Raw genomic sequence first — 15,056 nt, forward strand, 5'->3', positions numbered from 1 at the left:
TGGCGGCACGTTGAAGCTCTGCAGCGCCCTGACGTATCGCCCCTATTTTCTGCCGGCCGCCGCTATGCTGATGGGCGGCGGGACCACCAGCGATACAACCTTCACGGCGTGCTCGGAAATCCGCCTCAAGAACACGCTGGAAGTAGCCCTTGTGCTCGATAATTCCGGCTCGATGAATAATCTGGGTTCCGGCACCGGGGCGAAGCGAATAGACCTGCTGAAGACTGCCGCCAAGCAGCTTGTCGATACGCTGGCGCTGCAGGCACAGCAGATGAAGCAGGTCACCAAACCGGTGCAGTTCTCCCTGGTGCCGTTCGCTGCTTCGGTCAATGTCGGTCCCACCCATGACCAGGATAGCTGGATGGACCAGGACGGCATCTCCCCGATCCAACACGAGGATTTCGACTGGACGAAGATGACCCCCGCCAACGATCCGGACAAATACGCTGAGAAGCTCAACGGCGTCTGGTACAAGCGCGGCGCTGGCTGGGGCGACAGCGAGGATCAACCACTGACCCGCTTCAGCCTTTACGCCGACATCACGGTCGAGTCCGGCCGCGAAGAAGTGCCTAACACGAAACAGTATATCTGCGACACCTATAACAAAAAAGGCAACTGCAGCAGCGGCCACTGGACCACTCCGGAATATATCTACACCACCAGTCGCTATGCGAGCTGGCAGGGTTGCGTCGAGGCGAGGCCGCACCCGTATAATAACGACGATACGACGCCGAACACCGCCACGCCTGCCACGCTGTTCGTGCCGATGTTTGCGCCGGACGAGGCTGGCACCCTCTGGCTCGATTTCAACCGCGACGACGCTAACGACGTGACCTATTTGTCCTATGGCTATGGCAACAACTGGTGGGCCGACTGGCCCAATTACACCGACAGCCCAACCGCTTCACAGCGGCAGTCGGACATGCGCAAATATTTCCTGGTCAAGCCTTACGGCTCGCAGTCGGCTGCCTCGGGCGACGGCCCGAATGCGTCCTGCACGACCAACCCGATCACGACGCTCAAAGACGTGAGCCAGCTTGCCCAGAAAGACGAGATCAAGAACGCCATCGACGCCATGGCGCCTAACGGCAACACCAACGTGCCGGAAGGCCTTGCCTGGGGCTGGCGGACGGTGTCGAGCAACGAACCTTTCACCGAGGGCCGGCCGAACACCGAAAGGGGCAACGACAAAGTGGTGATCGTGCTGACTGACGGCGCCAATACCTACAGCGCCGTCAGCGACAGCGGCTATGCCAACAACAGGTCGACCTATGCCGCTTACGGCTACACCGGCCTGACATATCCGGGCTCTGGAAGCGTGACGCGCCTGTTCATGAACACGAGCACGGACATCGGCAAGACCACCTATACCGGCGCCAACTACACCGCCGCTCTGGACGAGCAGATGCAGACCCTTTGCGCCAACGCGAAGAGTTCGAACATTCTCGTCATGACCGTCGCGCTCGACCTGTCGACCACCGATGCCGGCGATAAGAAAGCGCTCGACGCGCTGAGGGCATGCTCGTCGGACTCGCGCTTCCGCATGGATCCCACCGATCCGACCAAACCGGCCAAGCTGTTCTGGAACGCGACCGGGGCGACGCTGTCGGACAATTTCAAGGAAATCGCCAACGAATTGTCGAACCTGCGCATCGTCGGCTGACATGTAAGCGGCGACGCGACGGGCTGGCGCAATGGCTTGCGCTGTCATGCTCTTGCGCGTGGGGACTGGCGAGGGCACATGGGCGCGTTCGCCTGACCGTGCACATCGGATGGAGATCATCGGGAGGTGCGCGCAGTCTTGCCACTGGAGATGCGCCGTGCCTGACGCCGCCAACCATCTCGCCTTCGCGCTGGTCTGCCTCGGCATGGTGCTGACGCCTGGCCCGAATATGATCTATCTGATCTCGCGATCGCTGTCACAGGGGCCGAAAGCCGGCCTGATCTCGCTCGGTGGCGTGGCGTTCGGCTTTGTCTTCTACGTGTTGTCGGCGGCATTCGGCATCACCGCGCTGCTGCTTGCCGTGCCTTACGCCTATGATGCGCTGCGCTTTGCCGGCGCGCTCTACCTTTTGTGGCTTGCCTGGCAAGCAGTGAGGCCAGGCGGACGCTCGCCGTTCCAGGTCCGGGAACTGCCGAAGGACAGGCCGCGCAAATTGTTCGCCATGGGCCTGATGACCAATCTGCTCAACCCGAAGGTGGCGGTGCTTTATCTTTCGCTGCTGCCGCAGTTCATCAGCCCCGACAAGGGCCACGTGCTTTCGCAGCTTCTGGTCGCTCGGCACCACGCAGATTGCGATCAGCCTCACCGTCAACGCGATCATCGCGGTTACGGCCGGCTCGATCGCCGTCTTCCTCGCCGGCCGACCGCTATGGCTGGTGATCCAGCGTTGGATGATGGGCACGGTGCTGACCGCACTGGCCCTGAGATGGCAACCGACGCGCAGCGTTAACTAAGAGCATCGGACCCAGAAGTGGGTACCGGTTTTGGGAGAATCCGATGCTCAAACGAAAAGATAGAGCGGCGGCACCGCCGCCGTAGCCTACATCGGCCGCCGGTCCTGCTGCGCCCGCTCCGGTTCGATCACCCTGCGATAGAGGTGCCACGTCGCATGACCAAGCACGGGCATGACGACGGCGAGCCCGGCAAACAGCGGGATCGAGCCGATGACCAGCAGCACGGCCACCATGAGGCCCCACAGCGCCATCTGCAGCGGATTTGTCATCACCGCCCGTGCCGATGTCTCGATTGCCGAGACCGCGCCGACATCGCGGTCGAGCAGCAGCGGGAAAGCGACGACGGTCGTCGCCAGCACGATCGCGGCGAAGACGAAGCCAGCCGAATTGCCGAGTAGGATCAGCATCCAGCCTTTGGGCGTTGTCAGCACCTCGCGCAAAAAGCCGCCGATCGAGGCGGGCGGCTGATTGCCGAACAGGCCGATGTAGATCGATTGCGCGGTGTACAGCCAGAGCAGGAACAGTGCCACCAGCATGACGCCGATGACTGCGATCGCCGGCAGCGCCGGCGAGTGGCGCACGTCGAGCGCGTGCCACCAGGACGTGTCCATGCCGAGCTCGCGGCGGCGGCTGATCTCGTAGAGGCCGATCGCGGCGAAGGGTCCAAGCAGGGCGAAGCCGGACATCAGCGGATAAAGGAGCTGGATGGCGTTGGAGCCGGATGTCGTCCACTGCGCCAGGATCAATCCGACCACCGGATAGATCAGGCACAAGAACACGTAATGCGATGGCTTTGCCCAGAAATCCTCGACGCCGAGCCGCAGCACATCCATCAGGTCTGCCGTGGTGATGCGGCGCACCCTGGGCTGCACGTGCATTCCACGCGCGTCCGACATGACATGAAAGCTGGCCATAACCATTCTCCCGTGTGTCGGGGCGGCCACCGCCGGGATGGCCGCCCGTAGCTGCCATTTCAAAAGCGATGGCATGATAGCCGAATTCGATGTGCTTGTCGCGAATCGGGTGGTGTCGGGGCAAGCGCCGCGCGGCACAGGGCGCGTCCGTGCCGCGCGGCTGGCGTGTGCCAGTGGTGAAAGTCTGACACTTGGTACCGGTGGATGGCAAGAAACCGCCCATAGCCGGGTGCAATGGCTTTTCCAGACTACAACAGTATAGTGCTCGAAACTAGCGGGGTGGTGCGATGTCGACCATACTTGTGACTGGGGCAACGGGTGGGATCGGGAAGGCAATTTGCGAACGGCTTGCGGCCGGTGGCGCGCGGCTGATGGTGGCGGCCCGCAATCAGGTGCGGCTTGAGTCGCTGGTTTCGACCTTGCCTGCACCAGCCGACGGTTCGCATGAAGCTATACCTGTTGATATGGCATCGGAAGCCGCGTTGGGCGAGTTTGATCGACACCTCGCCACGTCGGGCCTCAAGCTTGATGGGGTCGTTCTTATGCCGCCCCAACCGCATTCGTCCGCTGACCCTATGCCCGAGCCGGAGGTCTGGCGAACGCTGTTTCAGACAAGCTTCGTTGGGCCGTTGTCCCTGTTGAAGTCGGCAATCGCTCGGATGGAACCGGCCCCTGAAGCAGGCCGACGCTGCAAGGTCGTAATCATTTCCGGCATTTCTTCGGCTCAGGTTCTTAGCCACTACGCCACCGCCAACGTCATCCGCACCGCTTGGCTTGGAGAAGCGAAGACGCTTGCCTTTGCGCTAGGCGAAAGAGGTATTCATGTGAACACTCTTTCACTCGGTGGCACGCTGTCGCCCTGGTATCGGGATGCAATTGGCAGGCGAGCGCAGGACGCCGGCGTGACGTTTGAAGAAAGGATTGCGGTCGAGACCGACAACATTCCACTCAAAAAGTATGGGACGCCGTCTGAAGTTGCCGTCGTCGTCGAGGGCTTGTTGTCGCCCCTCACTGATCACATGACAGGCCTGAACATTCTACACGATGGCGGATTCACTCGGGCTTATTGAGGACGCCCTGGGCGCGATTGCGGGGCTGACCTTCCATCTTGTCCGTGATTGCCTGATTGGCGGTCTTTCAGCCTGAGCTGCCCCACACGTCGGGTACCAAGTGTCAGGCTTTTACCACTAGTCTAGGCACCAATTCGGTCAATCACCTCGGCCAGCGGAATGTGGCCAAGGCAGACACCTGAACCCGCCGGCTTTTCGCCATCCTCGATGGCCTGCGCATACCGCACGTCCGGATCGCTTTCGATCCGGCGGCGCAACGCCGCCAGCTTGGGGTAGGCGGCGCTGTCGACCGCCTTGTGGAACTCCGCCCAGCGTGCCACGCCAATCAGCGTGGTATCCGCCAGCGTCAGGCGATCGCCGACCAGAAAGTCCGTGTCGACGATCATCGCCTCAAGCCGGTCATGGCGTTCGGCAACGGCCTTGCGGCCAAAGTCGCGCAAGGTCGCCAGCAGGACCGGCTCGGCCGATTCCATTTCATATGCAGCCCAGAGCGGGGTGAAAGCGGCGGTGAAACCGGTGTTCACGAAAGCCATCAGCTGATGCATCCGGTCCGCTTCCGGCGAGCGAGGATCGAAGCTGATGCGACGTTGCGTGTCGCGGGCTTCGAGCCAAGCGGCAATCGCCATGGTCTCGGTGAGCACTCTGCCTTCGTCCGTGATCAACACCGGCGTTTCCTGACGGCCGTTGATGCTGGCATAGGCGTCGTTCTTCATTTCGGTGAGCATGTCGACGCGACACAGGCGGTAAGGCTGTCCGAGGCGTTCAAAAGCAGCGACAAGCCCCATCGAACTTCCCGCCGGGACGCCGTAAAGGAGGATAGGTTCCATTTCTTTGTCTCTTCCATGTTAGGGATCACGCTGCGCAGCGAAGCTTGACCCTAAACGCTGGTCGTCCCATGTAAATTACGCACTATTCTGTAACCAGGGACCCGCCATGAAAGATGTCGTCTCACGCTGCCCGATCGAAGAGACCATGCGCGTGCTCAGCGGTCGCTGGCCCACCTTGCTGCTCTACTATCTCAAGGACGGGACCAAGCGCTTCAGCGATCTGAGGCGTGACAACCCGACCGTGTCGCACCGCATTCTGGCGCTGGAACTGCGCAAGCTGGAAGAAGCCGGGATTGTGCGGCGAACTGCGCATGCCGGCTATCCGCTACGCGTCGACTATGACCTCACGGCGCCCGGCCTCAAGCTTGTGCCGCTCATCGACGCCCTGGGCGACTGGTGGGAAGATACCGAGGACGATCGGGCCGGCCAGATTTCATCGACGCCGGAAACCAGGCTCGTCAAGGCGGCCTGACCAGTGGTGAAAACCTGATGCCTGCTACCCGAGGCTGGACACCGCTTTGCGTGGGATTTGCCGTCCGGGCTAATGCCGCAATGCCGGGTAGCGCCAGAAGCCGTTATTGCCGAGCAGATACTCTAACGTCGCGTTCTGGGCCGCAAGCGGACCTGCGGCTTCGAGGCTCGGAATGTCAGAAGCGGACATTTTGGTGCCCTGCGTGCATCGACGTGAACTGACCCCTCTCGGACCTTCCCTAAATGCAAGATGACGAGCAGGTATTCTGACCCCCAACCCTACCCTTGACAGCCAAGTGCAATATGCGCCAGCTGCGTCTTCGGTCGTTACAAGCCGTTGACGCGATATGAATCAGCGTTGTTGGGCGGTAGCCTAAGGATTGAAGCCGATATGCGCTTCGCTGAAATGCCTAATGCGACTCCTCATGATCTTCCGGCCCCGTCGAGCGACACTGCCAAAGCCGGTGACGCCGAGGTGATGAGGGCAGGCTAGATCAGTGCAGCAGATCCGCCCGGCGACTTTTCTTTTTGCGGCACGAGCCCTGCGCGACATGGGCGACGGCTTCGTGGCAATTCTGTTGCCGGTCTATCTCTTGGCATTAGGCTTCGCGCCTCTGCAGGTCGGCATCATAGCAACCGCATCGCTGCTCGGTTCAGCGCTCATGACCATCGCCGCCGGACTCCTTGGTGCCCGACACGATCACCGCCAACTCCTGCTTGCCGCCGCCAGTCTGATGGTCGCCACAGGTCTGGCCCTTGCTGTGGTCCACGACTACGCGCTGCTTTTGGTGATCGCCTTCGCAGGCACCATCAACCCGTCGGCCGGCAGCGTCAGCGTATTCGTGCCTTTAGAGCATGCCGTGCTCACGCGCGAAGTGACTGATGCCGCCCGGACCAAAATGTTCGCGCGTTACAGCCTGGTGGGTGCGCTCGCAGGCGCGGTTGGCGCGCTTGCTTCGGCGACACCTGATCTTCTGGCTCCAGCCGCCTTCGACCAACTCACCGGCATCAAGGCGATGTTCGTGCTCTATGCATTTCTGGGCCTGCTCGGCGGCCTTCTCTACGCGCGGATCCCGCAGCGCCGTCCAGCGTCGGACTCCGGCACCGCGTCCGCGCTCGGCCCCTCGCGCAATATTGTGTTCAAGCTCGCGGCCCTTTTTAGCCTTGATGCCTTCGCCGGCGGCTTCGTCGTCCAGTCGCTGCTTGCCCTGTGGCTTTTCGAAACATTCGACCTGTCGCTCTCGGAAGCGGGCTTTTTCTTCTTCTGGTCCGGGGTACTTTCGGCGTTCTCATTCCCCGTTGCTGCTTGGCTGTCCCGGCACATCGGGCTCATCAACACGATGGTGTTCACTCACATTCCGTCCAGCATTGCTCTGATGTTGGCGGCGCTTGCGCCCACGCTGCCTCTGGCACTCGCCCTGCTGTTGATCCGCGCTGCGCTTTCGCAGATGGACGTCCCGACGCGATCGTCTTACGTCATGGCCGTCGTCACGGAGGCAGAGCGGGCAACGGCCGCGAGCTTCACATCTGTCCCGCGCAGCCTAGCCGCCGCAGCCAGTCCCGCCTTGGCGGGGGCTATGTTCGCTGCCTCGTTCCGGGCATGGCCCCTCCTGATCTGCGGTGCCCTAAAGATCATTTATGACCTGCTGCTGCTGATGCAATTCCGGCACCTCAAGCCGCCAGAGGAACGGTGATACAGTGTTGTCGGTTGGGGGTGTGTTATACCAGGACGGCTCGACTGATCAGGCCGGGCCGCGGCCTTGTAAAAATGGCACCAGCCGATCAGGGCTGATTTCATCCGCGACAATCTCGCATGCATTCGGCTCCCGGAAATGGGTGCACCCGGCGAAGAACGGGTGTTGTCATGCATGAAAGCCCCGCCAGCTCGCACTATTGCCCTGCAGATACCGGATCAGCGAATTGTCCCCGCGATACATCCATGCACGAGCCCGATCAACGGAGCCCTTATAGTCTGTCATCCAGGCTTGTCTGCCGCGACGCGGGCGGGCGTGAGGAAGTTCACCTCAAATTGCTCTTCGGAAACAGCACGCGATCGGGTTTTGCATTCATTCGCGCCAGCATTTCCTTGATCAAGCGTGTTTTGGTGCGGCCCGCTTCCTTCGGCGGCACGAGGTAACGCACGATGGCCTCGAGCCAGGTGTTTTCACTGACGCGAAAATGAACCACGGGATGCTCCTTCACTTCGAGTTCGTCCACCGGCGTTTGCGACAGGATGTGCTTATAGACCTTCACCTTCTGGCTCATGATGTCGCCGATCTGCTCGTCAACGACCTCTCTCATGGTTTTCGCTACGAATTCCAGATCGCTTTCATAAGCGAGCTGGAACTTGATTTCGTTCCAGACATAGGGAAACAGCGGCCAGGAATAGTTGAAGACCGGCGTGTCAAACACGGTGGAGTTCGGAAACTTAATGACGCGTCCGCTTGGATGATCGGTCCAAAGATGTTCGCCGCCGAATTCCCATAACGTCGTGTCTAGATAGCTGACATCAATGACATCGCCATGGGCATCGCCGATGCGAATGCGGTCGCCAACGCGATAAGGCGCCCTGGCCAGAATATAAATCCAGGCGATGAAACTGGAGATCGGCATTTGCAGCGCAAAGCCGAGAATCAGTGAAATCAGGCCGAGTGAAACAACCGCAGCGTACCAGTTCACAAATAAGACCGAAATGGCCACGAAGACGATGGCGACGACGACGACCAATCGAAAAATACGTTGCAGGTTGAAACGCGAAACACGATTGGGAATTCGGCCAATGAGAAAGACTTCGATAACATTGGCAACGGTCAGCATAACGAAAATGAGAAGGCCGCCCCTGACGTAGTTCAGCACGCGAACGCGCAAAGGCGCATCAAGCCATTCTAAGCGCCAATTGATCAGGACTTGGATGCCAAAAAGCAGCAAGGCGGCGGCAGCGAAACCAACCGTCCACCAGACATCTTGCTTGCGAAGCCTGAAGCAGAATTTTTCCTCGGGCTTTTTCGCCTTCTGTTCCAAAGTTTCTGGATCAGCAGTCTGTTGCGCGGCCCGTTCGAGTCGGGAAAGGTTCTCCTGTTCCTTGGCGCGCGGTTCCATGGGTTCACCTCCCGATGTGGCCATCAACACCCAGCCAGTGCCTTCTCGTTCCTCGACGGCGGCATTCCGGCAAACGACCCGATATCAGTCGCTGACCGGTTCCTTGCCGGTCCCCGAAAGCTGGCCTTCATTCCGGCGGCCCCGTCCTTGGTGAAATAGGGCGGCAAGCAGAAAGATGCGACGGCGCCGCCATATTCGGCAAATGCCTTATAGCCCGATCCGAAATTAAGCTGAGTTTGGTATCAGCAGCTCCCGATAGCTCACCGGTAGCGATCTCGAGCGTTATCGAGCGGCCGTTGCTTCGAATTCGCTCTTCCGGCGGGATCACGCCGGCGGATGCCGCCAATCCATTGGATTGCACGGTATTGACTCGAGCCCATCACAACGACTGAGCGAACGGCGGGATTCGGGATCGAGCTGAGCGTCGACGAACGGCAGAGATTAGGCGGATAGTGTTGATTTAGTCGGCGTTGATCGGCTGGCGGTGTCGTGATTCCATCCATCTGTTGATTCCGGAGGGAATGGGACGATGATGGGATCGCAGGTGGCACCGGCGCAGTTGTTCTACGATTTCTGTCTCGACGATCATGTCCCTGATGACCACCTCCTTCGAAGGGTCGACCAGTTCCTCGATCTGGAGAGCGTCCGCTCGGAACTGAAGCCGTTCTAAAGCACGATCGGCCGTCCCTCGATCGCTCCCGAGTTGATGATGCGGATGTTGCTCGTTGGATACTGCATGGGCATTCGGTCCGAGCGACGGCTCTGCGAGGAGGTCCACCTTAATCTCGCCTATCGATGGTTTTGCCGTTTGGGATTGGACGGCAAGGTTCCTGACCATTCTACCTTCTCGCGCAACCGCCATGGCCGGTTCCGGCAGAGCGACATCCTGCGACACCTCTTCGAGACAGTCGTGGAACGCTGCCTGAGCGAAGGCCTGGTAGGTGGCGAAGGGTTGCGGTGGACGCCAGCCTATCGCAGCCGATGCCAACAAACAGCGCTCCATTCCGGGCGACGAGTGGCGCGCCGCCGATCTTGGCGCTGGGGCCGGTCGAGCGGTGCGAGAGTATCTCGCAACCCTGGATGACGCCGCTTTCGGGGCGGCCAGTGAGGTCACACCGAAGTTCATCTCACCCTCCGATCTGGCGGCACAGTGGACCGGAGCGCACAAGGGTCATGCCTTCTTTGCTTACGCCACCAATTATCTGATCGATACCGACCATGGCGTCATCCTGGACGTCGAAGCCACCCGCGCGATCCGGCAGGCCGAAGTGGGAGCGGCGCGCACCATGATTGAAAGCCGCCGCCAAACGAAACACTGCAGGTAGTGAGATCCGAAAACTGCGGCAAATCTGGCCGGATTGATCCGACCAAGAGCCATGCTGCCGTCCCGGCAACGACTAAATCAACAATATCAGGCGCAAAGCGGCCATCCGCAGTCTGACAGACATAAGTCGCCTTCGGTGCAAGAGCAGCCGTACTCTCGACGCCCCCCTACCGATCCTCGATAATCCGCAAATAAGCCGCCGTCACAAACAGCACGATCAGCCCAAACAGAATCCGCCGCGCGCCTTCGGGCATTTGCAGGATGGTCAGCAGTGTCGTCAGAACGGTGAGGATCAGCGCCCCGATGATGGTGCCGGTGTAGCCGCCGCGGCCGCCGAAGATCGAGGTGCCGCCGATCACGGCGGCGGCCACCGAAGGCAGCACCAGCGGTTCGGCCAGCGACAGCGACGGCGCCTTGATCAGGCCGATATAGAGCAGCCCGGTAACGCCGGCGAGCACGCTCGAGATGACGTAGAGCGCTGTGATGACTTGCCAGTAGCGGACGCCGGACAGGCGTGCTGCTCCTTCATTGTCGCCGACTGCGTAAAGCAGGCGGCCAAAGCCGGTGCGGCGCAAGGTGAAGACGATGAGGACGGCGATGGGCACGAACAACAGCAGCGCATTGGGCACGCCATAGGTGAGGCCGGTGCCGAGCCAGGCCAGGAAGGGCGGGATCTTGGCGCCCGAAGCGATCACGGTGCGCTGATAGACCTGCAGGCAGCCGGTGCCGATCAGGCTGGTGCCGAGCGTCATGATCAGTGGGTGCACGCGAAAGACGCCGACACCGATGCCGTTGACCAGGCCGATCAGCACCGCCGGCACCAATGCGATGAGGATCGCCACCGCCGGGTCGTGATTGACGACCTGCGTCGCCATGATGAAGGCGCTCATCGTCGCTACCGTACCGACCGACAGGTCGATGCCGCCGGTCAGCATGGTCATGGTCTGGCAGCCGGCAAGAATCGCCAGCGGGATGGCGAACTTCACGGTGTTGGCGAGCCACCGCTCATTGACGATGCCGGGACGCAGGATCTGCAGGATCACCACCAGCATGACCAGCAGGATGATCAGCGGGATCAGCGGCCGGTCGGCCATGAACCGCTTGAGGCGGCGGCCGAAGGGTACGGGTTGAGAGACCGTGGCGGCATTGCTCATGATGGGCGGCTCCGCATTGTGATGAAGGCGCCGAACATGACGACGGCGACCATGATCGCGCCCTCGATGATCGCGGTGACGTTGGGATCGATGGCCAGCAGCGTCAGGTCGGTGCGTACCAGCCGCAGCACGAAGACCGCGACGATCGGGCCGAGCAATCCGCCCTTGCCGCCGCCAAGTGCGACGCCTCCGAGCACGACCGCCGCCACGCTGGCAAGAAGATAAGGGCCGGGAATGGGGGCGCCGATGCCTGTGCTCATGGTCAGCGCCAGCCCGCCCATGGCAGCGAAAAGCCCCGACAGAGCATAGGCGATGATCCTGGTGCGCGCGACAGGCACGCCGCTGCGAAATGCCGCGAGCTCGCTGCTGCCGATGGCGTAGATCGAAAGGCCGAGTTTTGAGCGCTTGAGCGGTATCCAGATGGTGCAGAGGCAGACGACCAGCAGCACCAGCGCCTTCGGTATCCAGGCAGAAATCCCGGGCAGCCCCGGGATCGGGACTGTCCCGACGATGGTCGCCCTCAGCCATTCGGCCACCGCGCCGCCGGGCGCACCGAGGACCAGCAGCGCCGCGCCCTGCAGGACGAAGAGGGTGGCCAGCGTGACGACGATGTCGGGCACGCGGGTGACGACGATCAGCATGCCGTTGACGGCGCCCAGCACCAGTCCCATGGCCAGCACGAACGGCACGACGAAAAGCGCGTATTCCTCGCTGGCGCCATCCATCATCGATGCAGCGGTGACGCTGGTCAGCGCCATCATGGCGCCGACGGAAAGATCGATGCCGCCGGCGATGACGACAATCGTCTGGGCGGCGACGGCAAAGGCGTAAGGCAGCACCGCGCGCACCAGCGAGCCGAAATCGCCGCTGCCATAGCCCGGTTGGATGAGCCTGGTGATCACAAACAGGACCACGAACAGGACAAGCAGGCCGGCGACCCAGCCCTGACGGCGGACGAGGCGGGTCAAGGTTTCGCCACCGGGCTCGAGTGGATATCGGCAAGGATGCCGACGTCCTCCTTGGCGCCGCGCGGCAAGCCATAGGCGGCGCGCATCAGTGCCGGCTCGTCGGCGAGTTCGACGGGGAAGACATCGACGACGCGCCCCCCAAAGATGACGATGACGCGATCGCAGACACGCTGCACCTCCTCGAGCTCGGATGTATAGAACAGCACCGACTTGCCCTGGTCGGCGAGTTCGCGCAGCAGCTTGTAGATCTCCTGCTTGGTGCCGACATCGATGCCGCGCGTCGGGTCGAAGCAGAGGATGGTCTGTGCTTCGGCGGCGATCCAGCGGGCGATCGTCACCTTCTGCTGGTTGCCGCCGGACAAACGCTGCACCTCGCGCTGGGCGCGCGTGTCGATCTGCAGCCGCTCGATCGCACTGACGACCCTGGAGCGTTCCTGCGCCATGTTGATCGGTCCCCAGTTGCGCAAGGCGGCGCTGAAGGGGAGCGCGATGTTTTCGCGCACCGAGCGCTGCATGGTCAGGGCTTCGGTGCGGTCGCCGGGGACATAGGCGATGCCGGCGCGGATCGCATCGGCCGGATGCGCGAATTTCACCGGCTTCCCGTCCACTTCGATGGTGCCGCCGGACGGGCGGATGGAGCCGGCCAACGCGGCGAAGAGCTCGTCCTGGCCTTGCCCCTCGAGCGCGACGATGCCCGCGACCTCGCCGTTGGCCAGATCAAACGAGACGTCGTTGAGCTTGGTGCCGACACGAAGGTTCGCCACGCCGAGGCGCGGGCGGCTATCCCCAGGCGAAGCGGCCTGGCTCGCCTGGCGCGCCGCCACGCGTGTTTTCTCGATCCTGGCGCCGAGCATCATCTCGACGATGCGCTCCTCGACGCCCGGCTCGATGTCGACGACGCCGACGGTCTCGCCGTCGCGAAGCACTGTGGCGCGGTCGCACAGCGCCGATATCTCGACAAAGCGGTGGGAAATGAAGATCACCGAACGGCCGCTGTCGCCCTGGCTGCGCACGACTTCGAGCACCTTTTCGGCCAGGTTTGCCGGCAGTGCCGCGGTCATCTCGTCGAGCAGCAAAACGTCGGGCTCGACCGCCAAAGCCCGCGCCAGATCGAGCACGCGCAGCACGGCAAGCGGGATGTCGCGCGCAGTCTCGCGGATGTCGAGGTCGGGAATGCCGAGTTCGCGCACCCAGGCGCGGAACGGCTCGACCGGCGTGTCGGTCAGGCGAAGGTTGGAGGCGACGTCGAGATCGGGGATGAGCGACGGTTCCTGATAGACGGGAAGCAGGCCGGCGCGGCGCGCATCGGCGGGCGAGCGCACGTCGCGGGTTTCGCCGCGGATCAGGATGTGCCCGGCATCGGCGCGGATGGCGCCGGTCAGGATCTTGACGAGCGTCGATTTGCCGGCGCCATTGGCGCCCATCAGGGCGTGAACCTCACCCGGCAGGACTGACAGCGACGCGTTGCGCAGCGCCACCACGGCGCCGTAGGTCTTCACGACGCCGGTGGCGTCCAGGAGGGGGTTGGTGGTCAAAATCGCGTTGCTCTCGATTTATGCGGCTCAAATCACTCGCGCTGGCGCCGCCCCTCACCTGCCTGCCAGCATCCTCTCCCCGTATAGAGACGGGGAGAGGACGATGTCATCGCCGGTTTCGCCAATCATCACCGTCGCAGGAAGAGCGCCGGAGTTGCGGCCGGCCCCCTTCTCCCCGTCACTATACGGGGAGAAGTGCCCGGTAGGGCGATAAGGGGCGGCGCCAACCTCGGCAATTGACCGTCTCCGCACAAGTTGGAAACGGTTATGGTCTGCAGCGAAAGCCCATATTTACTCGCCCGGGCCCTTGCAGGCGATGATCTGGTCCTTGGTGTAGGTGGTCCACTCCGGAATGGAGATCGAGACCGGCCATTCCGGGCTTAGCGACGGATCGGCTACGCTCTTCAGCTTGGCCTTGCCCTCCTCGGTGGCGTTCTGCCAGAGCTGCGGCTCGACCAGCACGGTCTGCTCCGCCGGCTTCTTGCCGTTCAGGATCTGCAGAGCCAGCGTCACGCCGGCACCGCCGATCGAACCGGGATTGGTCACCGCCGCGCCGACAAGGCCTTCGACCGAGTTCAGCTGGCCGACGAAGCCGGCATTGTCGGCGCCGACCACCGGCACCAGCGGCGTCTGCGACTCGACCAGCGCATCGACGATCACATTGTCGATGCCCGAGGTCCAGATGCCGTTGAACGGCGATCCGGTGGCGATGAAATCGAGGATCTGCTGCTTGCCCTGATCCTGCTGCCAGCCGGTGAAGACCTCATGCACGACCTTCACATCGGGGAATTCGGCAAGCGCCTTCTTAAAACCCTTGTCGCGATCGCTGTCGGCCGAGGCGCCGGCGGCACCGCGCATATAGACGACGTCGCCCTTGCCGCCGATCTGCTGGAACAGCCATTTGGCGCCGAGATAGGCGTACTGCTCCTGGTTGTTGGAGATGATATAGGCCGAGGGTTCGGTGACCGCCTGGTCGACGGCGACGACGACGATACCGGCCTTGGTGGCTTCTTCGAGGGCTGACTTGATGCCGGCCGGATCGGCCGGGTTGACGACGATGGCGTTGACCTTGGCGCTGATCAGGTTGCGGATGTCCTCGAGCTGGCCGGCGGCGTCGGTGTTGCGATGGGCGATGTTCAGTTTCGTGACTTCGCCGGAGGCGAGCGCCTGCGCTTTGATGGCGCAGATCATTTCCTCGCGCCAGCCATTGCCTTGCACCGTGTTGGAAACGCCGATC

11 protein-coding genes and 2 pseudogenes are annotated in these 15,056 nt (G+C 62.1%); 6 read left to right on the forward strand and 7 right to left on the reverse strand.

Going from position 1 to position 15,056, the window contains the following annotated elements; genetic code table 11:
- On the forward strand, positions 1-1,663 hold a 1,663-nt coding region (locus EOA85_RS10525), incomplete at its 5' end, for a hypothetical protein (RefSeq protein WP_127209361.1).
- 157 nt (positions 1,664-1,820) lie between these two features.
- A pseudogene (locus tag EOA85_RS10530) lies at positions 1,821-2,457 on the forward strand (LysE family translocator).
- A gap of 86 nt (positions 2,458-2,543) precedes the next feature.
- Here the strand turns inward: EOA85_RS10530 and EOA85_RS10535 are convergent.
- Positions 2,544-3,371, reverse strand: coding sequence for a DUF2189 domain-containing protein (locus EOA85_RS10535; RefSeq protein ID WP_127209362.1), 828 nt, complete (start codon positions 3,369-3,371; stop codon positions 2,544-2,546).
- A 287-nt stretch (positions 3,372-3,658) separates the two neighbouring features.
- Between EOA85_RS10535 and EOA85_RS10540 the strand changes: the two genes are divergently transcribed.
- Positions 3,659-4,441, forward strand: a complete 783-nt coding sequence (locus tag EOA85_RS10540) for an SDR family oxidoreductase (protein WP_127209363.1) — start codon at positions 3,659-3,661, stop codon at positions 4,439-4,441.
- Between the two features lie 122 nt (positions 4,442-4,563).
- Here the strand turns inward: EOA85_RS10540 and EOA85_RS10545 are convergent, their stop codons facing one another.
- Positions 4,564-5,268, reverse strand: a complete 705-nt coding sequence (locus EOA85_RS10545; RefSeq protein WP_127209364.1) for a glutathione S-transferase family protein — start codon at positions 5,266-5,268, stop codon at positions 4,564-4,566.
- A 106-nt stretch (positions 5,269-5,374) separates the two neighbouring features.
- Here EOA85_RS10545 and EOA85_RS10550 point away from each other — a divergent pair, with 106 nt between their 5' ends.
- The gene (locus tag EOA85_RS10550) at positions 5,375-5,740 is read left to right on the forward strand and encodes a helix-turn-helix domain-containing protein (protein ID WP_065009653.1); all 366 of its coding nucleotides are present in this window, start codon (positions 5,375-5,377) and stop codon (positions 5,738-5,740) included.
- Positions 5,741-6,236: 496 nt separating this feature from the next.
- Entirely contained in the window at positions 6,237-7,433 is a 1,197-nt protein-coding gene (locus EOA85_RS10555) for an MFS transporter (protein WP_127209365.1), read from the forward strand.
- A gap of 325 nt (positions 7,434-7,758) precedes the next feature.
- Here EOA85_RS10555 and EOA85_RS10560 read toward each other — a convergent pair whose 3' ends face one another.
- A complete protein-coding gene (locus EOA85_RS10560; RefSeq protein WP_127209366.1) occupies positions 7,759-8,838 on the reverse strand; it encodes a mechanosensitive ion channel family protein in 1,080 nt (359 codons plus the stop codon).
- Between the two features lie 529 nt (positions 8,839-9,367).
- Between EOA85_RS10560 and EOA85_RS10565 the strand changes: the two are divergent.
- A pseudogene (locus EOA85_RS10565) lies at positions 9,368-10,133 on the forward strand (transposase); the annotation flags it as partial.
- Positions 10,134-10,329: 196 nt separating this feature from the next.
- Here the strand turns inward: EOA85_RS10565 and EOA85_RS10570 are convergent.
- The 4 genes from EOA85_RS10570 to EOA85_RS10590 form a co-directional block, all read right to left on the reverse strand.
- Positions 10,330-11,316 (reverse strand): ABC transporter permease, encoded by a 987-nt coding sequence (locus EOA85_RS10570; protein WP_095518088.1) that lies wholly within the window; start codon positions 11,314-11,316, stop codon positions 10,330-10,332.
- The gene (locus tag EOA85_RS10575) at positions 11,313-12,284 is read right to left on the reverse strand and encodes an ABC transporter permease (protein ID WP_127209367.1); all 972 of its coding nucleotides are present in this window, start codon (positions 12,282-12,284) and stop codon (positions 11,313-11,315) included. The genes EOA85_RS10570 and EOA85_RS10575 overlap by 4 nt, the downstream gene beginning before the upstream one ends.
- Positions 12,281-13,819 (reverse strand): sugar ABC transporter ATP-binding protein, encoded by a 1,539-nt coding sequence (locus EOA85_RS10580; RefSeq protein ID WP_065006573.1) that lies wholly within the window; start codon positions 13,817-13,819, stop codon positions 12,281-12,283. Before EOA85_RS10580 ends, EOA85_RS10575 begins: the two co-directional genes overlap by 4 nt.
- A 291-nt stretch (positions 13,820-14,110) precedes the next feature.
- A partial coding sequence (locus tag EOA85_RS10590; RefSeq protein WP_127209368.1) for an ABC transporter substrate-binding protein occupies positions 14,111-15,056 on the reverse strand: 946 nt, incomplete at its 5' end.

The organism is Mesorhizobium sp. M5C.F.Ca.IN.020.29.1.1 (assembly GCF_003997375.1).
Lineage (GTDB): Bacteria > Pseudomonadota > Alphaproteobacteria > Rhizobiales > Rhizobiaceae > Mesorhizobium > Mesorhizobium wenxiniae.